The sequence below is a fragment of the Chitinibacter bivalviorum genome, from assembly GCF_013403565.1.
Lineage (GTDB): Bacteria > Pseudomonadota > Gammaproteobacteria > Burkholderiales > Chitinibacteraceae > Chitinibacter > Chitinibacter bivalviorum.
Window position 1 is genome coordinate 1,659,568 of record NZ_CP058627.1, and the last position, 24,859, is coordinate 1,684,426.

The window sequence follows — 24,859 nt, forward strand, 5'->3', positions numbered from 1 at the left end:
ATCCAATTTAAATCACAGAACATACTTACATGCTCGACATTCAATTACTTCGTACTGATTTAGCTGCCGTTGCCGCACGACTGGCCAGCCGCAAATTTGAACTTGATACAGCGGCATTCCAAGCCATGGAAGACGAGCGCAAAGTATTGCAAACGCGCATGCAAGACCTGCAAGCCAAACGCAATAGCAGCTCCAAGCAAATCGGCGCCGCCAAGGCAAAAGGCGAGGATGTCAGCGCCATCATGGCTGAAGTTGCAAATTTGGGTGATGAGCTCAAAGCCGCCGAAGCAGCATTTGCTGCACTCGCCGACAAACTGAACGCACTACTTCAAACTATTCCCAACCTGCCTGCAGAAGAAGTGCCGACTGGCAACGATGAATCGGGAAACCTCGAAGTTGCGCGCTGGGGCGAACCACGTCAATTTGATTTTGAAATAAAAGACCACGTTGATCTGGGCGAGCCGTTAGGCCTTGATTTCGAAACGGGCACCAAGCTCTCAGGTAGTCGCTTTACGGCATTGCGCGGCCCCATTGCACGCCTGCACCGCGCACTAGCACAATTCATGCTCAATACGCATACGCTTGAGCACGGCTACGAAGAAGTCTACGTGCCCTACCTCGTCAATAGCGCCTCAATGATGGGTACGGGTCAACTCCCCAAGTTTGAAGAAGACTTGTTTAAAGTGCCGCGCGCTGATGCTGAGCCTTTGTATCTCATCCCCACCGCGGAAGTACCAGTCACTAACTTTGTGCGTGATGAGATTGTAAAACTCGACTCGTTGCCACAAAAATACGTTGCCCACACTCCATGCTTCCGCTCTGAAGCAGGCTCCTATGGTCGTGACGTACGCGGCATGATCCGCCAGCACCAATTTGATAAAGTGGAGCTCGTCCAAATCGTTCATCCAGATCAATCAAATGAAGCGCTGGAGCAACTAGTCGGCCACGCCGAAAAAATTCTGCAATTGCTCGAATTGCCCTACCGCAAAATGCTGCTGTGCACGGGTGACATGGGCTTTGGTAGCACTAAGACGTACGATCTTGAAGTGTGGTTGCCCGCACAAAATACTTACCGCGAAATCTCGAGCTGCTCAAGCATGGGCAGCTTCCAAGCACGCCGCATGCAAGCGCGCTTTAAAAATGAAGCCGGCAAAAACGAACTCGTTCATACCCTGAATGGCTCTGGCCTTGCCGTTGGCCGCACTTTAGTTGCCGTACTCGAGAACTATCAAAATGCGGATGGCTCAATCACTGTACCCACGGCGCTGCAGCCATATCTCGGCGGTCAAACGCTGCTTAAAGCTTAATTAGGCACGCTAAATGCACAAGCGCACCCACTGGGTGCGCTTTTTTTGCGTCCAGAGTCAGATTACATTAGGCTAGAACTGTCTACATTGTTTGCCCGAGGTTAAACAAAATGTCAGTCACCACCATTTGGCTACTTGGCACATTGGGTCTCGCTGGGCTAGAGATGCTCACCGGCACCTTTTATCTAATTGCCATTGCAGCTGGGCTTGCGATTGGCGCGCTGTGCAGTGCGCTGTCTTTGCCATTCTCAGTGCAAATCATCAGCGCAGCCATTGCCGCATTGATCTCGGTCGCAATCATCAAAAAATGGAAACAAAAAAACTTAGCTGCGGCCAGCGCTCCCGATGCTGATGATGTGAATCAGGTCGTTACTCTGGCTCATTGGATCGATGCCAGTCGAGCCAGAGTGAATTATCGAGGCAGTCAATGGGATGCCATTCTCGCCGAAGGCGAAACCCAGCAAAACTCAGAATATTGGCTCATTTGCGCTCGTCATGGCGCCACCCTCATTATCCGTTCGCAAAAATCGTAATTTACTCGTCCGGGAGGACATCATGGAAATGCCTTTTGCACTTGCATTGCTCATCGTCGTCGTTATATTTATTGCCCAATCTTTCAAAATTGTCCCTCAGCAACATGCATGGATTGTCGAGCGCTTAGGTCGCTTTCATGCTGTTCTTAGCCCGGGTCTCACCGTGGTTATTCCGCTGATAGATCGAGTTGCCTACAAACATATCCTGAAAGAAATCCCGCTCGATATTCCCAGCCAAGTTTGTATTACGCGCGACAATACTCAGCTACAAGTCGATGGCATTTTGTATTTTCAAGTAGTTGACCCTCGCCTCGCGTCTTACGGGGCTTCAGACTATGTCCTCGCGATCAGTCAGCTCGCACAAACCACACTGCGCTCAGTGATTGGACGGCTGGAGTTGGACAAGACATTTGAAGAACGCGATGAAATCAATCGCACCGTAGTGTCGGCACTTGATGAAGCCGCGACGAGCTGGGGAGTCAAAGTATTACGTTACGAAATTAAAGACCTCGTACCGCCTCAGGCCATTTTGCACGCAATGCAACAGCAAATCACCGCCGAACGTGAAAAACGTGGCCGCATCGCACAATCGGAAGGTGTTAAGCAAGAACAGATCAATCTCGCAACGGGACAGCGCGAAGCGTCTATTCAAAAATCACAAGGCGATATGCAGGCCAATATCAATCAATCTGAGGGTGAGCGCCAGGCACAAATTAACCGTGCCACAGGGGAAGCCGAAGCGCTGCGCCTCGTTGCTCACGCGACAGCAGAAGCCATTCAAGTCGTTGCCAAAGCCATTGAAACCCCAGGCGGGATAGAAGCGATTAATCTGAAAGTCGCCGAACAATATGTTGGTGCGTTTAGCAATATCGCCAAACAAGGCAATACCATGCTACTTCCTAATAATGCAGCTGATGTCGCTAGCATGGTGGCCACTGCAATGAGCGTAGTACAGACAGCAAAAAAGGAAAAAACCACCTAAGCTAATATCAGTTTAAGCTGGAGAGAGAACATGTCCGACACTACGAATAAAAAATACCGCCTTGTCACCCGTAGCGATTTTGATGGCCTAGTTTGCGCCGTATTGCTCAATGAACTTGAAATGATTGATGACATCTTATTTGTGCATCCAAAGGATATGCAAGATGGGAAAATTGAGATCAATGATCACGATATTACAACCAATTTGCCCTATGTCGCAGGTGCCTACCTAGCTTTTGATCATCACCTATCTGAAACGCTGCGCAATGAAGGCGAACGCAAAAATCACATCATTGATCCAGCCGCCCCCTCTGCTGCACGGGTGGTTTACGACTACTATGGCGGGAAAGAGCGATTTGCCAATATTTCTGATGAAATGATGCTTGCAGTCGATAAAGCAGACTCAGCAGAGTTTACGCGCGATGAAATTTTAAACCCAACTGACTGGGTTTTATTAAATTACCTAATGGATGCCAGAACTGGCTTAGGTCGTTTCCGCAGCTTTACGATTTCAAACTATCAATTGATGATGGATTTGATCGAATACTGTCAAAACCATAGCATCGAGGAAATATTGCAACTACCCGATGTCGTCGAGCGTATCGAGCTATATCACGAACACGCTCCACTCGCGAAAGAGCAAATAAAACGTTGCAGTCGAATTTACGACAATCTGGTTATTCTCGACTTACGCGAAGAAGACACTATTTACGCCACGAATCGCTTCATGGTTTATGCCATGTACCCACAATGCAATATTTCGATTCACGTGATGTGGGGCGTGCAGCAGCGCAATACGGTATTTGCAACGGGTAAATCAATTATCAATCGCTCATCGCAGACCAATATCGGTGCGCTGATGCTGGAATATGGCGGTGGCGGTCATGAAAACGCTGGCACTTGCCAAATCAATAATGATGACGTCGATAACAAACTGCGTGAAATCACCCTCAAGATCACCTCGGAAGGCTAAAACTATCTCAATAAAAAAAGCCGGCATATCTATGTCGGCTTTTTTTATTGTACTTATTTAATTATGGGTAGGGTTCACCCTGCACCGCCGCCTCCCCAACCCGACCCCGAATCGATTTTTGCTCGACATGATGATAAGGAAGGAGCGCCAAATCGAGGCCAGCATACATTTGCCCCAAGGAAACCACTTGATAACCTTGCGCCAGCCAGCCATCAAACAAACGCTCTAACTGAGGTATAAAATTCGCATCCAAGTCTGCGGCCAGATTAAATACATGAGTTTCACCCACTGCACTCAACTGCAATATCTCATCAACAGCCTGATCCGTACCCATCTCAGGGAGCAAATCTTCTAACATGGGCAAGGTCACAGGAATTTGCACACAACGCAGATATTCGCCCTGCACGATCGGCCAAAAAGGCGAAAGACCACGGCAATCGCTGGCAAATTTGAGACCATTGAGTTGGTGCAATCGAAATGCCGTGCGATTCATTTGCGCGCCAAATGCAGCGTGTGCGACAGGTTTTTCTCCCACAATACGCTCAAAACAGTGCAAGGCCTTTTCATAGGCGAGTTCGGTTTCACTCGCATCCCACTGTCTTATACCACGTTGCCATTCATAGCGATTAAGGGGCCGTAGAGCATGCTCGTATCCAGCATCCTTCAATTCTCCCACGCAGGCTTTGACCATCTTCTCAAGCCGACGTACAGGTCTAAAGCTACCCAATAAGAGCGCAGCTGTACCATATCGTTGCTTTAATGAAATTTTGCTCGCGCCAGGCATTTTTTTAAGTCCCAGAGCCGGGCGAAGAAATTGGCCATTACGTTCGCTGCCAAGTGACCAAAAAAAAGTCGCCCCCATCGCGCGTGATTGCAACAGTGGAATTATCCTGGGCAAGCCAGAACGAATGGCTTGAGCCGTATCTACATCAATCTTTAGTGCAATCAGCTTCATGAATCCATTTAAACCGTGAGCCAGGCCCACTTGGGCGCAAAGGCGTTAGTTTAATGGATTTATCCATTTACCTGAATAATCTCAAGACCCAATTCATAAAGAGAAGACGAATCAAGTCGATGACTACGCCTGACCTTGACGCGAGCCGAAAATGGCTCTCGGCGCATATTGCCTGCCCGTGCGGGCATCACATAGATATCAAACTCTTCATCTGGACGCGGCACATAACTGGTTTGCACGGTCATTCCTGTGACGCTGAGATCCGTACAATCGCCATAAAAAGGCAAGCCAAGATCCATGGGGCGAATTTTGACCTTGCAACTCACCGAAACCCGCAAAGCACCGCGCTGATCGCGCTCCTTCAAACCCAAATTCATACTTAACTCATCTTGCACCGCATCGAATAGAAGCAAAATCTTAACTTGCCTAAGAAGTGACGCAAAGTACCGAATATCAGTCCAGTTGGTTTGCGTCATTTGCAGGATATATATTGGCTCTATCAGCATCAAATGGGGAGATCAACATGTCAAGCATTAGTAGCGCGATGAATTTCAGCTCTAGCCTATCTCAAACCTTAACGCAGGGCGCGCAACAGACCGCACGGGCGATCGGCGAGGGCAGCGAAAAACTAGATAGAAAAAAAGAGCAAATTTCCCAACAAGCACTTCAAGACATTCAAGCCAAACAAGCTATTGCGCAAAAAATGGACTCAGCCAGAAATAAAATTGATACTTACGCCTAAAATTAATCGCTTTTTGATTCAAATGCTTAGCTCAAAAGCGCCGTCAATGGCGCTTTTTTCTTTGGTTTTTTGGCTCAAAGCTGTTGACGCGATTTAAGTGGCATGTTTTAATGCTGCCTCTCTCAAGCGAGGGGTCGTTAGCTCAGTTGGTAGAGCGTCTGCCTTACAAGCAGAATGTCGGCGGTTCGACCCCGTCACGACCCACCACCTCACTTAAGAGAAAATGTTTATACCACTGCGGAGTGGTAGTTCAGTTGGTTAGAATACCGGCCTGTCACGCCGGGGGTCGCGGGTTCGAGTCCCGTCCACTCCGCCAAGTTGTATAGCAAGCAGGGTCGTTAGCTCAGTTGGTAGAGCGTCTGCCTTACAAGCAGAATGTCGGCGGTTCGACCCCGTCACGACCCACCACTCTTCTTTATCGAAGAGTGAGTAGTTAAATTTTACCACTGCGGAGTGGTAGTTCAGTTGGTTAGAATACCGGCCTGTCACGCCGGGGGTCGCGGGTTCGAGTCCCGTCCACTCCGCCAAGTAGTAAAGCAAAATTGTTGCACATTGGGTCGTTAGCTCAGTTGGTAGAGCGTCTGCCTTACAAGCAGAATGTCGGCGGTTCGACCCCGTCACGACCCACCACTCTTCTTTATCGAAGAGTGAGTAGTTAAATTTTACCACTGCGGAGTGGTAGTTCAGTTGGTTAGAATACCGGCCTGTCACGCCGGGGGTCGCGGGTTCGAGTCCCGTCCACTCCGCCAAGTAGTAAAGCAAAATTGTTGCACATTGGGTCGTTAGCTCAGTTGGTAGAGCGTCTGCCTTACAAGCAGAATGTCGGCGGTTCGACCCCGTCACGACCCACCACCTTCCTTTGGAAGCGCAAGACTGGAGAATAAGTGCCTAATCAGGCATTTTTTTTCGCCTCAAATTTATACCACTGCGGAGTGGTAGTTCAGTTGGTTAGAATACCGGCCTGTCACGCCGGGGGTCGCGGGTTCGAGTCCCGTCCACTCCGCCATCAGTTTCACCCTTCCCCCGAAAAATCCATTCAAAGCTGTTGCTGCAATTTATCGGCATTGATTCTTTCGTCGCCAATTTAGTACTTTAGCGATACACTCTGCACGACTACCCAACACCACTTGCTGCATGAGCACGGCTAATTATGGCGCAGACTTCACCAGATCAAAGTAATACCATTCAGTGCCTTGGCCTACAATGCCACCTTGGGCAAGCTATTGCTCTCATCCTTAGCGCCTTGATCCTAATGATCATCTGGCTAGCCGATAGCAGCGAAAACACCAGCACCCCGATTGTTCTGACTTGCCTGTCTCTACTCAATATCATCATGCTGATCTGGTCAGCAGTGGTATCAAAGCCAAAAGAAAAAAAGACCTATACAGAAAATCAGACCACCATTGTTCCCCCAGCCGACCCTCTTGATGTCCTCGCTGGAGTGCCGGATTTACTCTGGACAATCGACTACGCCAGCCGCCGCGTTACTTCACACAATAATAATCAGATTCCGCACCATCCAGAAGGCAGCCAATTTGCAAAATTAGCCGCTATTTTTCCGGCTCGCGTTTCTCGCCAGTTTCTGGAAGCCCTGATTGAGCTACAAGACAAGCAAACTGCGCTGCGTTTCGAATACACCCTCGGCAACGAGCAAGTTCAATATACATTTGAAGCAAGGCTAACCCCGCTGAGTCATCGCGACTGTGTCGTTATCATTCGTGATATTTCACACATCAAAGCCACCGAGGCGGCACTATTCCAACAGCAAATGTTCACGCAACAAATCATCGATTCCAGCCCCAATCTGGTCTTTATTCGCGATCAGCACGGCCGCTTTTTGCTCGTCAATCAAACTACGCAAAAATTGCTGGGGCATGACCTGCTAGTCCACTCCCACATGGGGCTAGATGAAGATACCCCTATCTTGAGTGCAGGCGATCAATCTGTACTCAATCATGGAGAAACCATCCGCATCGAAGACAGTTGCACTTTGCCCAATGGCCGGACCCACTGGTTTGACATTACAAAGCTAGCGGTAGAGCGTGAAGGCAAAACCTACATATTGAGCATTGCCAACGACATCACCCTGCAAAAAGAAAATAACTTGGCACAAACTGACAGCGGTTTGCTGGTTCGTGCCATCGCCAATGCATTGCCACACGCCTTCTTGCTGGTGCAAAACGAGCAAGTTCTTTTTGCCAATCGCGCAGCCTGCGCACGACTGGGCTTAGAGCCTGAGCAACTGATTGGCGAAGCATTAAGCCGTCTCAACCCACAATCCGTCAATTTACAGCAATGCAGCAGCTATCAATTGCATACCCCTGACGGTCAATGCCTCGATTGCTCAGTTTGCCCAGTCGAGATTATGCAAACTCAGGGGCATTTACTCACTTTGCAGTAAATCATTGCGCCTAGCGCCTGCGTGATAAAATCGAGGATTGATTGTAATCCTCCGATTTAGCAGGCAATGACCATTTCGATTCGCGAGCTTCGCACCCAGCTTTCCGACTGCCAGAGCAGCGACTATCACCATCTTTCGCGCCTACTGAGCCAAATCAGCGAACGCCTGAAACGGCAACAGCCGATCGACCAATTGCAGGCCCAATTTGCCGCTGGCGTAGAAAAATCGCTCGCGAAAACGGCGATCCGCCGTGAAAAGTTGCCCACGCCCGAATACGATGATTTTCTACCGGTTAATCAGCGCCGCGATGAGCTCAAAGCCGCGATCGCCAAGCACCAAGTCGTTATCGTCTGCGGCGAAACCGGCTCGGGTAAAACCACACAGCTGCCGAAAATCTGCCTCGAACTCGGTCGCGGCATCCATGGCTTAATCGGCCACACCCAGCCGCGTCGTCTCGCTGCGCGCTCGGTGGCCAGCCGCATTGCGCAAGAATTGAAATCCGAAATCGGCCACTTTGTCGGCTACAAAGTTCGCTTTACCGATAAAAGCTCGCCCGCCAGCTACATCAAGCTGATGACCGACGGTATTTTGCTCGCCGAATCGCTCTCAGATCGTTTCCTGAATAATTACGACACCATCATCATCGACGAGGCGCACGAGCGCAGTCTGAACATCGACTTTTTGCTTGGTTATCTCAAGCAAATCTTACCGAAACGCCCCGATTTAAAAGTCATCGTCACGTCGGCCACGATCGATGCCGATCGCTTTAGCAAGCATTTCAATGGCGCGCCAGTGCTGGAAGTGTCGGGTCGAACCTATCCAGTTGAGGTGCGCTACAAACCGCTGGCCAGCACCGACGAAGACGATCAAGAAATCGAGATGGAAGAAGCCATCGCCAATGCGGTGGATGAGCTGTGGCGGCGCGATGGCAGCGGCGATGTTCTGGTGTTTTTGCCCGGCGAGCGCGAAATTCGCGAAACGATGGAAGAGCTACGCAAAGCCAAGCTGCGCGATGCCGAAGTGCTACCGCTGTTTGCCCGATTATCCAATGAAGATCAGCAACGCATCTTCCGCCCCAGCAGTACTGGCCGACGTATCGTGCTTGCCACCAATGTGGCCGAGACTTCGCTGACGGTACCCGGCATCCGTTATGTCATCGACAGCGGTCAGGCGCGCATTAACCGCTACAGCCCGCGCGCTAAGGTTGAACAACTCTTAATCGAAAAAATCTCGCAAGCCTCCGCGCGCCAGCGCTCAGGTCGTTGCGGCCGCGTTGCCAGCGGTATTTGCGTACGCCTGTATTCGGAAGAAGACTTCAACCTGCGCCCACCGTTTACCGACCCCGAAATCGTCCGCTCCAGCCTCGCTGGCGTCATTCTGCGGATGGCCGCGCTGCGCCTTGGTCGCGTTGATGAATTCCCATTTTTGGAAGCACCATCGGGCAAGCTGATCGCCGACGGCTACCAACAATTGCGCGAACTGGGCGCGGTGGATGAGCAAGACCGGCTCACGCAAATCGGCCAGCAACTCGCACGCCTGCCGATCGACCCGCGCGTAGGCCGCATGTTGCTCGCCGGCCAAGACGAAGGCTGCTTGAAGGAAATGCTGATTATCGCCTCGGGCTTGTCACTGCAAGACCCGCGCGAGCGCCCGTTCGATGCGCGCCAAGCGGCCGATCAAGCGCACGCCAAGTTTACCGAGGAAAAATCGGATTTCCTGTCCTACCTGCGCCTGTGGGATTTCTTTGAAAAACTGCTCGCCGATAAAACCTCGAACCGCCAGCTGGTGCAGGAATGCCACCGCAATTTCCTATCGTACTTGCGCCTGCGCGAATGGCGCGAGCTGCACAAGCAACTTTCCGAAATGGCGAGTGAGCTGCGCCAGAATGAAAAGCCCGGCACTTTCGAGCAAATACATAAGGCACTGATTACCGGCCTGCTCGGCAATCTGGGCTTTAAGCAGCCCGAAAACGATGAATACCTCGGCGCACGCGGGATCAAATTTAACGTTTTCCCCGGCTCGAATCTGAAAAAATCGCGCCCCAAATGGATCGTCGCCGCCGAGCTGGTCGAAACCAGTAAGCTCTACGCGCGCTGCGTCGCCGCGATTGAGCCAGAATGGGTCGAAAAGCTCGCGCCTCATCTGATCAAGAAGCAATATTTCGATCCGCATTGGAGTAAAGACAACGCCCAAGTCAGCGCATCGGAACGTATTACGCTGTACGGCTTACCGATTGTGGCGCGCAGAAAGGTACACTACGGGAGTATCAACGTCGCCGAATCACGTGAGATTTTCATTCTCGAAGCTTTGGTGCGTTTCAATTACAACAGCAAAGCCAAATTCTTCGATCACAACTTTGCCTTGCTACTCGACGTGGAAGAGCTCGAACACAAAGCCCGCCGCCAAGATGTATTAGTCGATGAAAACGCTTTGTTCACCTTTTTCGACGCCAAAATCCCCGCCGACATTGTCAACGGCGCGGGTTTTGAAGCGTGGCGCAAACAGGCCGAAAAACTCAATCCTACGCTGCTGTATCTGAGTAAAGAAGACCTGATGCAGCACAGCGCTGCGGCGGTCACCGAGGAGCAATATCCAGAGTTTTTCCGCCTGCAAGACGCCAAGTTACCACTGGGGTATCGCTTTGAGCCCGGCCATTTGCTTGATGGTGTAACGATTACCCTCCCCCTGCATTTACTGAATCGCGTTAATCACGCAACGTTTGACTGGCTGGTGCCGGGCCTGATCCGCGAGAAAATCACGCTGCTGATTAAATCACTGCCCAAGCCGATTCGCCGCCTGTGCGTCCCCGTGCCTGACTTTGCCACCAAGATGATGGTCGCACTGGAAAACGCCGACCGCGAAGCCCCGCTGCTGCCACAACTGGCGCAGGCGGCCACGCGGGGCTGCGGCCAGCCGGTGAACGCGGATGATTTCAACGGTAACGATTTGCCCACTCACTTGCAAATGAACTTCCGCATCGTCGACGATGCCGGCCAAGAGCTGGCGCAAGGCCGCGATCTGATTGCGATTCGCGCACAATTGGGCGAGGCGGCGCAGCTCACCTTCCGCGATACGGCGGACGAGAGCACTGGCATCGAAAAATCGGGCATTACGAAATGGGACTTTGGCGATCTGCCGGCCAAGATCAATTTCAAACGCCACGGCAAAGCAATGACGGGCTACCCTGGCCTTGTGCCGGATGAAGATGAAGCAGGCAAAGAATGCGTAGCGATTCGGCTGTTTGACACCGAACATGCGGCCAATGAAGCTCACCGCGCTGGTGTCGTGCGGCTGCTGCAGTTCGAACTCAAAGAGCATCTAAAGCAATTGCCCAAAGCCTTGCCAAACTTTAACCAGCTCGCCATCCATTACCGTAGCCTTGGCAATAGCGACGAGCTGATGGCGGACGTCATCGCCTGCATCTGTAATCGCGCCTTTCTGGGCGACGACGAAGCGCCGCGCAAGAAGAAAGATTTCGACGAGCAGAAAAGCCGCGCCCGCGTTCGCCTACCATCGGTACGCGATGCCGTGCTTCGCACGCTGAACGACATCGCGCCGGACTACGTCGCGCTCAATGGCTTGCTCGCCAAAGGCGGCAATATCCAGAACGAGCTAAAAACCCAACTCGGCAGCCTGATCTACAAGGGCTTTCTCACCGCCACGCCATGGGAGCAGCTACCGCGCGTTCCCGTTTACATCAAAGCGATGAAAGTCCGCCTCGAAAAACGCGTGCAAAACCCAAGCCGAGACGGCCAGCGCGGCGCGGAAGTGTCTGAGTTAATGCAGAGGTATATCGCTGAAATCGAGAAGTGGCAACGCGAAGGTCGAGATACTGCCACCCTATTGCCGTTCCGTTGGATGATTGAGGAATTACGGATTGGGCTGTTTGCGCAAGAATTACGCACGCCGTATCCGGTGTCGGTGAAGCGGCTAGATAAGATTTGGGCGGAGATTACGAAGCGGTGATGGTTGATCAATGTTGATGTGTAGGGTGGGTTTGCTGAAGGCGTAACCCACCGTTCACGTGGTAAACTGAATGAAATTGAAAGAACTTATCCACACCTCACTGACGCTGGCTCCATATCCGCCGAACAATGTAGGCATAAGGTTTTAGATATGACTGAAAATACGAATACCGTTCCAGAAATCAATAAAACAGCGTTTAGTTGCCCTCATTGCAATGCGTTCACGACACAGCATTGGAGCCATTTGTATTCAAACTCATACCCGAATGACTCCAGAACCCCGAACATTCCAAACCCAAGTTTGAAAGAAAAATTTCATTCTGACCCTGAGATTAATCAGAAAGTTAAAGAGGAGCTCATTGAGTGGATAGATAAAATGTCATTGGGCAAACCGTTCACCGAAATTGAGCAAAATTCTTGCTACTCAAGAAGACGGCTAATGAATTTGAATATTTCTGAGTGTTATAACTGCAAAGAAATATCTATTTGGGTTCACGATCAATTAATTTGGCCAAGCTCAAAAATTGAAGTAAAGCCAAACCAAGATCTACCATCTCACATAAAGCGCCTTTTCGACGAAGCACGAGAAATAGTTTTATCTTCCCCCAAGGGAGCTGCTGCTCTGTTACGCCTCAGTATTCAGCATCTCTGCAAAGAGTTAGGTGAAAGTGGAAAAAATATCGATGATGACATTGCGAGCCTCGTCGCAAAAGGCTTGAACCCGCTAGTTCAGAAAGCTCTTGATATTGTAAGAGTCATTGGCAACGAGGCAGTTCACCCAGGAGAAATTAATCTCGATGATGATAGCGATACGGCACTTCAATTATTCGGTTTGATTAATCTAATTGCTGATCAAATGATCACTCAACCCAAGCAAGTTGAGGCTCTATATAAAAAATTGCCAGAAAAAAAGCTAAATGGAATCGAACAAAGAAATAAAAAAGCACTTGAGAACTCGTAGCGCCGCGGCTTGAGCTGAATGAAATAAAGCCCAACGTTTACCGCGACCACCGAAACCGCCAACCAAGGCGGTTTTTATTTACCTGCAGCAATAAATCCACCACGGATTGGCGGCTATGCGCCGCGGCACTTACTTTCTTTGCTTCGCCTAAAGAAAGTAAGCAAAGAAAGGCGACCCCACATCTGCGTCGGCTACGCCGATGCCCTCGCTGCGGACAATCGGCAAGGCGGCGGGCTTTAACAAAACAGAGCCCGCCGATACCCCGCCCCGCCCGTTCCTCGCTCGGCGCAGCTGTAGGGGAATCCGCGCAAACCAACCATTGCTGTATATACATGCCAATGTGTTGCTCTGTATATCAATCTAGATTTCACTTTGGTGAAGATACCCCTGCATTGTTTAGAACGGAGTGCCCGTGGAGCCGCGCCGTTTGAATATGACTTGGCGAGGATTTTAAGCCGCAACCTGTTTGCGACCGAAGGAAGTCCAGACGGAAACTGCGCGACGCTGGCCGGCGAGGACTAAAGCATCGATGACTTGCTGTTTAACCTCAGTCAAACCTGCAGGCATAAAAAAAACACCTAGCTTTTAAGCTAGGTGTTTTGTATTGGTGGGCCCACACGGACTTGAACCGTGGACCAAAGGATTATGAGTCTCATGCAACAACCCCGCTACACCCTGCTATATGCTGTATTTACACAATATAATATAAGGAAAGGGGCTTTATATATGCTATATCCACCATTACGGTTGACACATTGTTGACACTCTAATTGATGGATACCACTTAATTTAATTAAGCCGAAAACGGCTGGGGTCGCTTCGTTTGAGCCAATAAATTAACCGTTTTAAGAATCTGGTCAGAGCAGCTAGACCATACGCTTACTAAGTTAAAATCAAGAAAATTAGCACCATCCCAACGTAAAGCTGCACCCACCACATCTAGTGGCCGAACCCTTGAAATCCGATCCATGTTAGTCTCGATGTACTCGACGTGTCTCTGCAAATCCGCCCTGAACTGAGGAGTTAGAGTAGGATCTTGCAAACTCTCTCGCAGGCCACTTACAACCATCGATATAAACACAGCATCGCCTTCACGCTCACGCCAAGCAGATTTATTAATGAAATTGAATTTCAGCGTGTCAAATGTTGCAACAATAAATGTTGCACAAGTTAATCCTGCACCAGTTTTTGAATCTGCCCAATTACCCCCCATATCAAATGGAGTTCTATCACAGAAAAAACTGTAAGGAATATCTTCTAATTTATATGGTATCTGATTAAATAACTTATCAATCTTAGCTTTTTTCTTTAGCCAAGAGGACAAAAGCAATAAATTAGGTCGATTTAACTTCACATTGGCAAAATAGCCACTACGAGGTGCAATTTCAACTCGAAAATCATAATGCCAAGCCATATGCAAATAAAGAACAACGCTATCTACACGAAGCAAAAAACCCGCGTGCTGCCCTTTACTATTAACATGTATAGCAATGCCGCCTAAAGGCACATAGTCATCACTTTGTCCACGAATGGGGTAAAGCATTCTCACCCCCTTAATTCAAGCAAACCACCAAAACATTCCTTTTGCAAACTTAAACTTGGAACTTTCCTCACAGATTGGTTCAAGAGTTTGTCCCAATTTGGTATGTAATCTTTATAGTCGGATGCACTTCGATATACGGCGGCTTCAAAATAAGAATCAACATTCATTGCATCTAACATGGCAAGCAAACTTGCAACTCTATCCAGTCGCCCGTCTTCAATTAAAGGCTCAGTCACTTCGAATATTGCATCAAACCCTCTTGAATACTCTGCATCATTTTGGACATTTATTTGACGCAAACAACTTAATGAACGATAAAAACCAAGAACATCACTTGACACATCTTCTTGGTCTTTTCGCCGAACAACATTAGTTGACGCGATAGAGCGTGCAAAATTAACCGAGTTACTTAAAGTGCCATGACTTGATAAGGAAAAAGCTACTCCAGCTAAAATAGTAGTAACACTTTTCAAGGCATCAAAAACAGCAGACTCTCCCCCCGACACATTCGAAGATAAATTTATCGACTGAGTTGTGGCACTAGAAGTAATTCTTGGTGATATCGTTGAATATCTAATAGAAGTTGAGGACATAATTAAAAACCACCACGTATACATTCATCCAACTGCTCAAAAATGCAATCAATTAGCCGCAAAGGGTTATGGATCGGATTTTTATTCATAGCATCAGAATTTATATCCCACTCGACCTGAGCAACTAGCTCATTAACAATTGATGCGGGGCCTGAAGTATCAAATGCAATATTCTGAATTTGCCCGATAGCACATCTAAGAATTCTATTAATTTGCCCAGAATCATCAGCCCAAATTGGCTTATTTATTTGAAAATTAAAATCCTGACTACCATCAGGAATTTCATAATTAATCAAAGTAGATAATGCTTTTGAAGCAGCACAGTTATCGGCTTCTTTTCTTGAAAATACAATTCCAACCGCGTAACGCAATGCACCACTTGAGAGTTCATCATTTATACATTGCAGCATCGCTCTGAGGTCTGCAATCGATTGATCATAACTTCCGATAGATAGCAAGCCTTCAACAGAAGGTGAGCTTGGCTGTATTGCAATGTCGATACGAGTGGGCAACGCAAACTGTACTGCTACATTTTTACTTCCATCAGCCGATGGTCCAAAAGCCATATGCACAGGCGCAGCAGGTGGATGCAACACACTGGGATTTTGTTGTTTTGTCAGTTTTTTCCATAAACCATCAGGCGATAGGCTAGCATTTTCCAGATGGAAAAAGGTAAAACGTAAGCCCTCAACATTCCAACCCGACAAGTCATAACGTGACATTTAATTTCCCAACCCTTACGAGATAATAACTTACAACAAAAAACACTGAACTAACTACATCGTCAACGAATTGTAGACCAAAATCCCTTAGACAGTCATCGCTTTATTCCCTATACAAATAGTAAGACCAACAAAACCAGAAGTTACAACCTTAAAATTAGTAAGGATATCGTCATGAATTAGACCAAAAAATTGTTTTGCCTTTATCTGATTTTATATAGATCGTAAAGTTTCAGGCCAAATAAAATACGGCCCAAATTTAGGACTAAACTTAGCCTCACCGCCCGCAGCCTTGCCCTGTGCGGTTAGTTTTGGCTTGCCCTCAACAATCTCTACAAAACCCTTCTCAACCAATTTATCAATCAACTCTTGAGTATTTTTGAGCCCTAGCTTGGCGGCTAGCTTGGAGCTGGTTAGTTTTGCTACCTCTTCCACTGCTTCCGAGATGGGCGCAACCTCAACAGCTGGCGGTGCGGCCATCGCTGCTTTTTGCTCTTCAACTTGAGCTGTATTTGCAAGCTCATTGATCCCAAACTTTGCTTTGTAGTCGGGTTTTATAGAGCGATGGTGTCGGGTGAATATCTCAGCAATTTCCATCACCGTTTCGCCGCTGACGATCTTGGCCAAGCTACCAAACATACGACCAAAGCTTGCATCATCTGCATTGGTCTTAGTTACCCATTCCAAAACCTGCTCAGCCTTGATGACGTTTTTGGTATCAAAATTTTTTGGGCGCGTAATGCGTTGCTTGTTGCTAACCATCACCACACTGGTAAATGATGGCATCAGCGTTACGCCAAGGCGTGTAGGCAGCGGCAGAGTCTTGCTTAGGGCCTTTAGCACTTCAATGTGCTTTTCGTTCTGGGCTAATGGGCTGGGAATACCGATGGGCTTCTTGTTGTACCAAGCGGTGAACTCGCCCTGCTCGTTGATTTGCAAGTCAGCGCTGAAGTTCTTGGTTTCGATCACAAATACATCCAGCAAACGGTTGATCAGTAAATGATCAATCTGCGCCACTCGTCCATTGTGCTCGATCCGTAAGTCATGAATCACCGCCCAGTTTTTTGAATCCTTCAGATAGAAGTTGATTTCATATTCACTGTTTTGCTCGCCCTGAACCCCTTGCTTGAGAGCATGGATTTCTTTGGTGATTAGCTCCCGCTGTTTGGCGCTCAAATTCGGTAATGTCAGCAGCTCGTGCAGCTCATCAAGCTGCACTTGTTTGGAGTCTGGATTCTTTATGATCATTTTTTTCTTCAAAACCAAAATTAAATATCTACAAACAAACTTCTGAACCCTAACTACCTGACAAGCTCTACTAGGCAATCAAACAGACAAATCTTTCACGGTGCATTTCCAGATTTTCTGCAAAAGAACTAAACAATCCCACTTCTGGCACAAATGATGTCAAAAACTATATGCACTAGCCCTTCAGTCCGCTTCAAAAGTTGCACATGTGCAACTTACGCAAACGATTAGATTTTCCAATCAGCTAATATTTAGCTCAAGTCATGCAAATGATGTCAAAAACCGTATCCTGCGCTAGCTATATACACTTCAAAAAAGTTGCACATGTGTAACTCGTCTCGACCTCCACCCTCCATAATGAGTGATGATCCATAACACTTATGATGCAAATGATGTCAAAAACTATATCCTGCGCTAGCTCTGAACTACCGTAAAAAGTTGCACATGTGCAACTCCTGCAAGTCAGCAAAGCAGCTTGATTTACTAATATTTAGTAAATCTCGCTCAAATGATCTCAAAAACCGTATCCTGCGCTCAGCTCTCAACCACTTCAAAAAGTTGCACATGTGCAACTTTCTTTTCAAGACAGAACATACCACTCCGTAATATTTACCATGGCCAGCACAAATGATCTCAAAAACCATATCCTGCGCTAGCTCAGAACTGCCCTAGAAAGTTGCACATGTGCAACTCCAACATGGTCAGCAAAGCAGCTTGATCTACCAATCTTTGGCAAATCTCGCTCAAATGATTTCAAAAACCGTATCCTGCGCTAGCCTAGAACTACCCTAAAAAGTTGCACATGTGCAACTTTAACCCTTGCCAGTAACGTCCCTGCTGGGCCGTACAGGCTGTCGGCCTACCTGCTGGTCGGCTCGCCAAAATTCGTTTTGAAATTCTTCAAAAATCAAACCGTTTCCAGATACAGGTACTTTTGAAACCCGGTAAAAACCTTGTTGATTTCGGCGGGCTTGCCAAGATCAGCTGCAGCATCAGCTAGTGAGTCGTGATATTTCAGCTTGAGCAAAGGCGTGAGTTTGGTTTGATCCAGCTCTTCCACGCCCAGATTCACGTAATGCGACAGCACAAAATCCAAAAACACCTGCTGCTTGCTATTGAAGTTGGTACTGATCAACGCCATCGCCTTGGCTGCACGTTCTTCTCGCGTCAACGGGCTCATTGCATAGGCCACATGGGCTAGCACGTCGAATAGATCACTATTCTCGGCATCTATGATTTTCTGCATTTCCTGCAGTTGGTCTTTGCCAAAGCCTTTTTCTGCCAAGCCCTCCAGTAGCTTTTTGCGCGTATCGGGCGACATCCACAAAGTACGCAGCTCTTCTTCGTTTTTGAAAAAGTCTGGCAATTGGCCAAATAACATTTCCATGAATTCCTGAGCGGCCATTGGTGTGCCGTCTGGATGCCAAAAGCTAGTGCAGGTCATGTGTTGAATGGCTCGCACTTTGCCATCGGCCAGCTTCACTTTGGCTTTGGGCTTTTTCTTGCAAATGCATGGCTCTTGCCCGCACTGCTTGCAAATTTCTGGCGGGCATACACATGGCTGCTGGCCACAGATCTTGCACGGCTTTGGTGGCGTTTTCTCGCATTTGCAGGGGTATAGGCCACACGTTGGGCAGGTTGCCGGGTCAACTGGCTCGCCATCCCAATCCGGGTCGCTAAACAGGTGGTGCGCCTTCACAAAATCATAAATCGTGAAGTAGTCTTTACCATCGTAAAGCCGCGTACCGCGCCCGATGATCTGCTTAAACTCGATCATCGAAGTCACTGGCCGCATTAGCACCACATTACGCACGTTTCGCGCATCAACGCCTGTAGAGAGCTTTTGTGAGGTCGTCAAAATCGTCGGAATCGACTTTTCGTTATCCTGAAAATCGCGCAAATGCTGCTCGCCCAAAGCACCATCATTGGCGGTAACACGGTGGCAGTAATTCGGGTTGCTGCTGGTTTTGATCTGGTTAATCAAATCGCGCACGGCGAGCGCATGAATCTGGTTGGCGCAAAACACCAGCGTTTTTTCGTTCTGGTTAATTTGCGACATAAACAGCTTCACCCGATGCTGCTCACGCTCTTTGATTTCGATAATCTTGTTGAAGTCTTTTTCTTCGTAGCGTTTGCCCTTCTCGACTTCGCCCTCGATCACCGCATCATCCGGGGTGTAAACGTATTCATCCAGCGTGGTCGAAATTTGCTTCACGCGGAATGGCGTCAAAAAGCCATCGTTGATGCCGTCTTTCAGCGAATAGCTATACACAGGCTCGCCAAAATAGGCGTAGGTATCGACGTTATCTTTGCGCTTTGGTGTGGCCGTCAAACCCAACTGCACGGCGGGCGAGAAGTATTCCAAGATACCGCGCCAGTTGCCTTCGTCTTTCGCGCCACCACGGTGGCACTCGTCAATGATGATGAAATCGAAAAAGTCGGCGGGGTATTCGCCAAAATACGGCAAAGGCTGGCCATCCTTGCCCTTGCCGCTCATAAAGGTCTGAAAGATGGTGAAAAAGATGCTGCCGTTTTTCGGTACTTTGCCTTTTTTCTTGATGTCGTCTGGCTCGATCCGCACCAGTGCATCTTCGGGGAAGGCCGAAAACGAGTTATAGGCTTGGTCGGCCAATACATTGCGGTCAGCCAAAAACAGAATACGCGGGCGGCGTTGTGGCTCGTTGCTAGTTTTCCAATCGGTTAGATTCCAGCGCGATTGAAACAGCTTCCACGCCAATTGAAAGCCGACAAAGGTTTTGCCTGTACCCGTTGCCAGCGTCAGCAGAATGCGGCTGCGCTGCTCGGCCACCGCAGCTAATACGCGCTCAACGGCAATATCTTGATAGTAGCGGCCTTGGAAATAACCGCCTCGGTCTTCAAACGGAATCGCAGCAAAACGATCACGCCAAGCATTTTGCGTCGCAAAGGTCAGATTCCACAACTCATCCGGGCTTGGAAAGCCAACCCGCTCGCCTTCCGTACCCTGCTCCATATCAATCGCATACACGCCCTGCCCATTGCTGGCATAGGTGAAGCGAATCGACAGCTTGCCCGCATAATCCTTGGCCTGCCCTACGCCTTCGCTCAGCGGCTTATCCCAAGCCTTGGCCTCTACAACGGCCAGCTTAGTATTGCGGTAGATCAGCAGATAATCGGCGCTCAATGCCTTGCCGCGTTTGCCATGCCCTTCCAACCGCCCCAGCGTAATCGGGTATTCCCGGCGAATACGGCTTTCATCGACCACGCCCCAGCCAGCGGCTACCAGCATAGGGTCAATATGGTCTGAGCGGGTTTCGGCTTCGTTCATGGAACATTCCTGTTATTTTTTCACGGCACACAGCAATCAGTTTTACACGGACTGACAAGGCTTCATCACTCGCCGCAGTAAGGTCAAACCTTGCAAAAATCGGCGTCAATCAAAACCCAATCAAGAAAAAATCGCACTACCAATCAGCCATAAACCTTTGATTTCCATCGGTCTACTGCTTAACAAACCATCTACACACCTGCAACAATCAAAACACGATCAAGAAACTCAAGCCTTAGCCAACTGTTTCCATTTTGGAAACGGTTGCTTCGTTGCTCCAGCTCGCCGCTGGCAAAGATGTTCTTCAGGTGTTTGGAAATCGCCGCTTTCTGTACGCCAAACACATTCGCCATCTGCTCTTGCGACAGCCATACCGTCTCTTGCGCTACGCGCACTTCGACTGTGCCGTTATCGGCCCGATAGATCGTAATCTCGCCCATGACATACCCTTTGCAGTATTGCCATATAGAACATTATCAACAATGGCTACAAGTATATACCCCATCACAATTCACCACTAAATGCTTGCTGCAGCAAGGCTTTTTTCAGCTCGTCGAGCGCGGCGAGTTTTTGCTGGTAGATGCTGATTAACTGATCATTTTGTTGCGATACACTCTGAATCAATTCAACAATCTCGGCTTGCTTCGCAACAGGGGGGATTGCACCCAACTGCAATGCACGAATATCTTTCATATTCACATGCTGCACCGTCGCACCACGCGAATGCGCTAACAATTTGGTTTGCATTAAGGGCTGAAGCAGAAAATAAGCCAAAAAATGAGAATTAAGAAATTCAGACTTAGGGCGAATTAAAACAGTTCGCTGCCCCAGACAAAGCGGTTGGTTTTCTGGGATTACGGCTACATTACCAGCGGGAGCCTCACGCGCTAATATCAAATCCCCTGCTGCCGGAATTGCTCTGCGAGTCCATTCAACGTATGTTTCCTGCGATACGCGATAAACACCATCGAGCAGCAATTTTCCCTTACCGATGTTAGGGGTGCGAATTGATGGAATGCCTTCGTCCTGAGTGGGAGCTGTTTTATGCTCACAATCAACAATTAGCTCGCACAACTCAGACAGGGGCGTCCCTAAATCTCGCCAGTTCTGATCTTTATTTGAAAAAATATACTGCAAATGGCTTTCAAATAATGCGCGGGCGTTTTGTAGGTTTTTTTCGGCATTGGCTTTCGCCGTGGCAATCCCTTCAAACGCCTCATCCAGAATGGCAACAATGCGCTGCTGCTCTTTTGTATCTGTTGTGAATAGCACACGTTCATCATGAACAAAGTTACGATTTAAGGTTGGTACACCTGTACCAGTCGCAAACCGTTTTAAATCAAAATTATTTAGGAAATGAAATATAAACTTCGGATCATTTCCATGAAAATCCTTAACATAAAGAACGGTATTTAATGGCCAATAATCTTTATCAATAAAAAAAACTTTACCAATACTGCCGCTTCGACCTGTAATTACTCCGGGGCTTTTAACTGCTGACTTATGATGAGAGTCAATTACCCCACTTGAGCTAACCAAGGGAAAAGTGCCGGCAATTCGATTTTGAGTAGGCAAATCGAATCCCCGTTGCAATGTTGCAACTTCCCCAAACCTTTTGTACGACCACCCCGCCTTCATACCCCATCCCCCAAACGCTGGCGCGCCAGCTCGATGGATTGATGCAACTTCGCTTCAAGGATTTCTTTGGCGGGCAATAGCGTCAAATAGTCGGCGACGCGAATATTACTTTGATCGAGCTGCAATAGTTCAATATGCTCATTGTTTTTGCCCGCACACAAAATCAGCCCAATCGGGCTATTTTCATTGGGTAGTTGCTCGTATTTTTCCAGATAGCGCAAATACAGCTCCATTTGACCTTTGTACGCGGCTTCAAATTCGCCAATTTTTAGTTCAATCGCCACCAAACATTGCAAACGGCGATGGTAAAACAGTAGGTCGATATAATAATCGCGCTGGTCGATGGTGATGCGTTTTTGCCGAGCCATAAAAGCAAAGTCGCTGCCCATTTCGACGATAAAACGCTGCAATTCGGCCACAATGGCCGATTCAAGGTCTTTTTCACTGTAGGTGTCGGCTAGACCCAGAAAATCCAGCACATAGGGATCACGAAACGCCAAATCAGCCGACATCTGCCCTTCTTCACGCAAAGCCTGCAAATCCTGCTGGATGGTGGTGGCGGGCTGTTTGGAAATGGCGGTGCGCTCAAACAGCATGGATTTAATGCGCTCTTGTAGCTGGCGCACGCTCCAGCGTTCGAGTCGGCAAATTTCAATATAAAACTCGCGTTTCAGTGCGTCGTCGATGGCCAGCAACAGGCGCAAGTGTGACCAGCTCAATTCTGCACACACTGTGTTCACAATTGCCGAGTCGGGAAAAACGCTGGCCAATTGCACGCAAAGCCAAAGCTGGCGCTCGCTCCAGCCTTTGCCATATTCACTACTCAGTTGCCGCGACATACTGGCAATCAGCTGTTTGCCATACTGCCCACGCTCGCCTTTTAAGACTTCTTGCTGTAAACGCTGGCCGATATGCCAATACAGCAAACTCAGTTCGGCATTCACCACGGCGGCGGCGCGTTGGCGAGATCGCTCGATCAGAACACGCAGATCGAGCAAGATCGGTGAGTGCTGGGTAGGCAATGTCATAGTAAGCCTCGAATGGTCGCCAACACTTCAGCGCTTTCCACGTCCAGCGCGGCGATTTCATCCATGATGTCTTGCGGGCTACGGTGAATCACCTCTTCACCGCCATTCGGATTTTTAACCGACAAATCGTAAGTCGCAATATCGAGGTCGGCGACATCCACGCTCCAGCTTTTGGCAGAATCGGCGCTAGTGGCTTGCAGCGTAATAAATTCGGCCAGATCGTCGTCATTGAGCGGGTTGGTTTTACCCATATTGCGGCCGGGATCAAGCTGGTAATACCAGACTTTGCGCGTGGGCGAGCCTTTTTCAAAAAACAGCACCACGGTTTTAACGCCAGCGCCTTGGAATGTGCCGCCGGGGCAATCGAGTACGGCGTACAGATTGCAGCTTTCCAGCAGCAGCTTGCGCAAGCTGACCGAGGCATTATCGGTGTTCGATAGGAAGGTGTTTTTGATTACCACCGCAGCCCGGCCACCTGCTTTGAGCATTTTGATGAAATGCTGCATAAACAGGAATGCGGTTTCTCCGGTGCGGATCGGGAAGTTTTGCTGCACTTCCTTACGCTCTTTACCGCCAAACGGCGGGTTGGCCAGAATGACATCCATACGGTCTTTGTCTTGGATGTCTGCAAGGTTTTCGGCCAGCGTGTTGGTGTGCTGAATATTGGGCGCTTCGATGCCGTGCAGGATCATATTCATGATCGCAATCACGTAGGCCAGCGATTTTTTCTCTTTGCCGTAGAAAGTGCGCTCTTGCAGCGTTTTTAAGTCGTCCGTAGTGCGATTGGGCGTTTGATTAAGGTAATCAAAGGCTTCGCACAAAAAGCCCGCAGAACCGCATGCGCCGTCATAAATACGCTCGCCGATTTTGGGCTTGGTCACGGCAATCATGGCGCGAATCAGCGGGCGTGGCGTGTAGTATTCGCCGCCGTTGCGCCCAGCGTTGCCCATGTTCTTGATTTTGGCTTCGTACAGGTGCGATAGCTCGTGCTTTTCCACCTGCGAGCCGAATTTCAGTTCGTCGATATGGTCGATCACATCGCGCAGCGTGTAGCCGCTTTGAATCTTGTTTTTAATCTCGCCGAAAATTTCGCCGATTTTGTATTCAATGGTATTCGGGCCTGCTGCCTTTTGCTTGAAGCCCTGTAGATAGGGAAACAGGCGAATATCAACAAACTGGCGCAAATCGTCGCCTGTCATCGCGGCGTTGTGGTCGATCTGGCCTTGCTCATCTTTCGGCGCGGCCCAATAGCCCCAGCGGAATGGCTCGGCGAGAATGTAAGTGTACTCACGGCCTTCCAGCTCGGCTTCCATAGCCTTGCCCTCTTCCAGCGCGTCCAGATACTTCAGAAACAGCAGCCAAGAGGTTTGCTCGGTGTAGTCCAGCTCGGTGGTGCAGCCAGATTCCTTGTGCAAGATGTCGTCGATATTTTTAAAAGCTTGTTCAAACATGGGATGGATCACTTTAACTTGATGGCGAATGCTCTGCACCGGATTGAAGGGCAAAGCAGCCTAAAGGCGTAATTTACCGACTTGAGCGGCATAGAACAAACAAAACGGCGTGATTTTGACGAATAAAGTCAGATAAAGCCTGACTGATGCGGCTGGATAGTCGATTGCAGGCAACAACGGGCGCAAAAGGCAGATCAGCCACTACTCACCTTGCCGAACCGGGTTTGAGTTTTGTGATGGCAGACAGACAATTTTTAGGTGCTATTTTTTAGGAAAAAATTTTGCGTTGCCAAGTGATGTGCCTAGCAAAATCAAGCATTAGCGCCCAATTTGTACCTACAAATACCGGCAACTGCCTATCCTGCGTGTGCTCAATTTTAAGCTTGTTTTTACCTCAAAACTAAGCTTTTCTAGTCAGAATTCGCTAAGAAATCGCAAAAATCACAAAGGAAGCAGGAATGAAGCACTAAAGAAACACAAAGAAAGCATCTAGGAAGCAAAAAAGATGCAG

Annotated in this window: 19 protein-coding genes and 9 tRNA genes; 16 read left to right on the forward strand and 12 right to left on the reverse strand. The window is 48.7% G+C overall.

The features are described 5' to 3' along the window. Window positions 1-29 precede the first annotated feature (29 nt). The 4 genes from serS to HQ393_RS07785 all read left to right on the forward strand — a co-directional run bounded on the left by serS (window position 30) and on the right by HQ393_RS07785 (window position 3,794). Window positions 30-1,307, forward strand: a complete 1,278-nt coding sequence (gene serS, locus HQ393_RS07770) for a serine--tRNA ligase (protein WP_179358240.1) — start codon at window positions 30-32, stop codon at window positions 1,305-1,307. A 110-nt stretch (window positions 1,308-1,417) separates the two neighbouring features. Then, window positions 1,418-1,840 (forward strand): NfeD family protein, encoded by a 423-nt coding sequence (locus HQ393_RS07775; RefSeq protein ID WP_179358241.1) that lies wholly within the window; start codon window positions 1,418-1,420, stop codon window positions 1,838-1,840. Between the two features lie 28 nt (window positions 1,841-1,868). Then, on the forward strand, window positions 1,869-2,822 hold the full coding sequence (locus HQ393_RS07780) for an SPFH domain-containing protein (RefSeq protein WP_438833122.1): 954 nt from the start codon (window positions 1,869-1,871) through the stop codon (window positions 2,820-2,822). Window positions 2,823-2,852: 30 nt separating this feature from the next. Then, window positions 2,853-3,794 carry a DHH family phosphoesterase gene (locus tag HQ393_RS07785; RefSeq protein ID WP_179358243.1) on the forward strand — a complete coding sequence of 314 codons (942 nt, stop codon included), beginning with the start codon at window positions 2,853-2,855 and terminating at the stop codon, window positions 3,792-3,794. Between the two features lie 61 nt (window positions 3,795-3,855). Here the strand turns inward: HQ393_RS07785 and HQ393_RS07790 are convergent, their stop codons facing one another. Further along, window positions 3,856-4,749 (reverse strand): polysaccharide deacetylase family protein, encoded by an 894-nt coding sequence (locus HQ393_RS07790; RefSeq protein ID WP_179358244.1) that lies wholly within the window; start codon window positions 4,747-4,749, stop codon window positions 3,856-3,858. A gap of 59 nt (window positions 4,750-4,808) precedes the next feature. Then, entirely contained in the window at window positions 4,809-5,126 is a 318-nt protein-coding gene (locus tag HQ393_RS07795) for a PilZ domain-containing protein (RefSeq protein WP_179358245.1), read from the reverse strand. A 56-nt stretch (window positions 5,127-5,182) separates the two neighbouring features. Between HQ393_RS07795 and HQ393_RS07800 the strand changes: the two genes are divergently transcribed. The 12 genes from HQ393_RS07800 to HQ393_RS07855 all read left to right on the forward strand — a co-directional run bounded on the left by HQ393_RS07800 (window position 5,183) and on the right by HQ393_RS07855 (window position 12,818). Next, a complete protein-coding gene (locus tag HQ393_RS07800) occupies window positions 5,183-5,491 on the forward strand; it encodes a hypothetical protein (protein ID WP_179358246.1) in 309 nt (102 codons plus the stop codon). A gap of 131 nt (window positions 5,492-5,622) precedes the next feature. Next, window positions 5,623-5,698: transfer RNA gene (locus HQ393_RS07805), tRNA-Val, on the forward strand. A gap of 32 nt (window positions 5,699-5,730) precedes the next feature. Beyond that, window positions 5,731-5,807 (forward strand) — tRNA-Asp (locus HQ393_RS07810). 16 nt (window positions 5,808-5,823) lie between these two features. Next, window positions 5,824-5,899, forward strand: a tRNA-Val gene (locus tag HQ393_RS07815). A gap of 42 nt (window positions 5,900-5,941) precedes the next feature. Next, window positions 5,942-6,018 (forward strand) — tRNA-Asp (locus tag HQ393_RS07820). A gap of 27 nt (window positions 6,019-6,045) precedes the next feature. Continuing rightward, window positions 6,046-6,121, forward strand: a tRNA-Val gene (locus HQ393_RS07825). Between the two features lie 42 nt (window positions 6,122-6,163). Beyond that, window positions 6,164-6,240 (forward strand) — tRNA-Asp (locus HQ393_RS07830). Between the two features lie 27 nt (window positions 6,241-6,267). Further along, window positions 6,268-6,343: transfer RNA gene (locus HQ393_RS07835), tRNA-Val, on the forward strand. Window positions 6,344-6,420: 77 nt separating this feature from the next. Beyond that, window positions 6,421-6,497, forward strand: a tRNA-Asp gene (locus HQ393_RS07840). 246 nt (window positions 6,498-6,743) lie between these two features. Then, entirely contained in the window at window positions 6,744-7,892 is a 1,149-nt protein-coding gene (locus tag HQ393_RS07845) for a PAS domain-containing protein (RefSeq protein WP_179358247.1), read from the forward strand. A 66-nt stretch (window positions 7,893-7,958) separates the two neighbouring features. Then, window positions 7,959-11,858 carry an ATP-dependent RNA helicase HrpA gene (gene hrpA, locus HQ393_RS07850; protein WP_179358248.1) on the forward strand — a complete coding sequence of 1,300 codons (3,900 nt, stop codon included), beginning with the start codon at window positions 7,959-7,961 and terminating at the stop codon, window positions 11,856-11,858. Between the two features lie 150 nt (window positions 11,859-12,008). Beyond that, window positions 12,009-12,818 (forward strand): DUF4145 domain-containing protein, encoded by an 810-nt coding sequence (locus HQ393_RS07855; RefSeq protein WP_179358249.1) that lies wholly within the window; start codon window positions 12,009-12,011, stop codon window positions 12,816-12,818. A 605-nt stretch (window positions 12,819-13,423) separates the two neighbouring features. On the opposite strand, the gene HQ393_RS07860 is transcribed toward HQ393_RS07855, so the two are convergent. From HQ393_RS07860 to HQ393_RS07905, 10 genes are all read right to left on the reverse strand, one after another. After that, window positions 13,424-13,494: transfer RNA gene (locus tag HQ393_RS07860), tRNA-Ile, on the reverse strand. Window positions 13,495-13,611: 117 nt separating this feature from the next. Further along, a complete protein-coding gene (locus HQ393_RS07865; protein ID WP_179358250.1) occupies window positions 13,612-14,361 on the reverse strand; it encodes a hypothetical protein in 750 nt (249 codons plus the stop codon). Window positions 14,362-14,363: 2 nt separating this feature from the next. Beyond that, the gene (locus HQ393_RS07870; RefSeq protein WP_179358251.1) at window positions 14,364-14,954 is read right to left on the reverse strand and encodes a hypothetical protein; all 591 of its coding nucleotides are present in this window, start codon (window positions 14,952-14,954) and stop codon (window positions 14,364-14,366) included. 2 nt (window positions 14,955-14,956) lie between these two features. Next, on the reverse strand, window positions 14,957-15,676 hold the full coding sequence (locus tag HQ393_RS07875; RefSeq protein ID WP_179358252.1) for a hypothetical protein: 720 nt from the start codon (window positions 15,674-15,676) through the stop codon (window positions 14,957-14,959). A 213-nt stretch (window positions 15,677-15,889) separates the two neighbouring features. Then, on the reverse strand, window positions 15,890-16,942 hold the full coding sequence (locus tag HQ393_RS17530) for a nuclease-related domain-containing protein (protein ID WP_218871337.1): 1,053 nt from the start codon (window positions 16,940-16,942) through the stop codon (window positions 15,890-15,892). 889 nt (window positions 16,943-17,831) lie between these two features. Next, window positions 17,832-20,231: an EcoAI/FtnUII family type I restriction enzme subunit R gene (hsdR, locus tag HQ393_RS07885; RefSeq protein WP_179358253.1), complete on the reverse strand. Its 2,400-nt coding sequence runs from the start codon at window positions 20,229-20,231 to the stop codon at window positions 17,832-17,834. A gap of 191 nt (window positions 20,232-20,422) precedes the next feature. After that, on the reverse strand, window positions 20,423-20,671 hold the full coding sequence (locus tag HQ393_RS07890) for a virulence RhuM family protein (protein WP_179358254.1): 249 nt from the start codon (window positions 20,669-20,671) through the stop codon (window positions 20,423-20,425). 64 nt (window positions 20,672-20,735) lie between these two features. Further along, complete coding sequence (locus HQ393_RS07895; RefSeq protein WP_179358255.1) at window positions 20,736-21,869, reverse strand: restriction endonuclease subunit S; 1,134 nt, start codon at window positions 21,867-21,869, stop codon at window positions 20,736-20,738. Next, a complete protein-coding gene (locus HQ393_RS07900) occupies window positions 21,866-22,897 on the reverse strand; it encodes a PDDEXK nuclease domain-containing protein (RefSeq protein ID WP_179358256.1) in 1,032 nt (343 codons plus the stop codon). Before HQ393_RS07900 ends, HQ393_RS07895 begins: the two co-directional genes overlap by 4 nt. Continuing rightward, complete coding sequence (locus HQ393_RS07905; RefSeq protein WP_179358257.1) at window positions 22,894-24,348, reverse strand: type I restriction-modification system subunit M; 1,455 nt, start codon at window positions 24,346-24,348, stop codon at window positions 22,894-22,896. The genes HQ393_RS07900 and HQ393_RS07905 overlap by 4 nt, the downstream gene beginning before the upstream one ends. Window positions 24,349-24,859 lie beyond the last annotated feature (511 nt).

Bases quoted from the DNA above. Each gene is read 5' to 3' on its own strand.
- HQ393_RS07875 (WP_179358252.1), bottom strand. From the start codon at position 15,676: ATGTCACGTTATGACTTGTCGGGTTGGAATGTTGAGGGCTTACGTTTT.
- hsdR (WP_179358253.1), bottom strand. From the start codon at position 20,231: ATGAACGAAGCCGAAACCCGCTCAGACCATATTGACCCTATGCTGGTA.
- HQ393_RS07865 (WP_179358250.1), bottom strand. From the start codon at position 14,361: ATGCTTTACCCCATTCGTGGACAAAGTGATGACTATGTGCCTTTAGGC.
- hrpA (WP_179358248.1), top strand. From the start codon at position 7,959: ATGACCATTTCGATTCGCGAGCTTCGCACCCAGCTTTCCGACTGCCAG.
- HQ393_RS07890 (WP_179358254.1), bottom strand. From the start codon at position 20,671: ATGGGCGAGATTACGATCTATCGGGCCGATAACGGCACAGTCGAAGTG.
- HQ393_RS07845 (WP_179358247.1), top strand. From the start codon at position 6,744: ATGATCATCTGGCTAGCCGATAGCAGCGAAAACACCAGCACCCCGATT.
- HQ393_RS07855 (WP_179358249.1), top strand. From the start codon at position 12,009: ATGACTGAAAATACGAATACCGTTCCAGAAATCAATAAAACAGCGTTT.
- HQ393_RS07790 (WP_179358244.1), bottom strand. From the start codon at position 4,749: ATGAAGCTGATTGCACTAAAGATTGATGTAGATACGGCTCAAGCCATT.
- HQ393_RS07870 (WP_179358251.1), bottom strand. From the start codon at position 14,954: ATGTCCTCAACTTCTATTAGATATTCAACGATATCACCAAGAATTACT.
- HQ393_RS07895 (WP_179358255.1), bottom strand. From the start codon at position 21,869: ATGAAGGCGGGGTGGTCGTACAAAAGGTTTGGGGAAGTTGCAACATTG.
- HQ393_RS07775 (WP_179358241.1), top strand. From the start codon at position 1,418: ATGTCAGTCACCACCATTTGGCTACTTGGCACATTGGGTCTCGCTGGG.
- HQ393_RS07780 (WP_438833122.1), top strand. From the start codon at position 1,869: ATGCCTTTTGCACTTGCATTGCTCATCGTCGTCGTTATATTTATTGCC.
- HQ393_RS07905 (WP_179358257.1), bottom strand. From the start codon at position 24,348: ATGTTTGAACAAGCTTTTAAAAATATCGACGACATCTTGCACAAGGAA.
- HQ393_RS07900 (WP_179358256.1), bottom strand. From the start codon at position 22,897: ATGACATTGCCTACCCAGCACTCACCGATCTTGCTCGATCTGCGTGTT.
- HQ393_RS07795 (WP_179358245.1), bottom strand. From the start codon at position 5,126: ATGAATTTGGGTTTGAAGGAGCGCGATCAGCGCGGTGCTTTGCGGGTT.
- HQ393_RS07785 (WP_179358243.1), top strand. From the start codon at position 2,853: ATGTCCGACACTACGAATAAAAAATACCGCCTTGTCACCCGTAGCGAT.
- serS (WP_179358240.1), top strand. From the start codon at position 30: ATGCTCGACATTCAATTACTTCGTACTGATTTAGCTGCCGTTGCCGCA.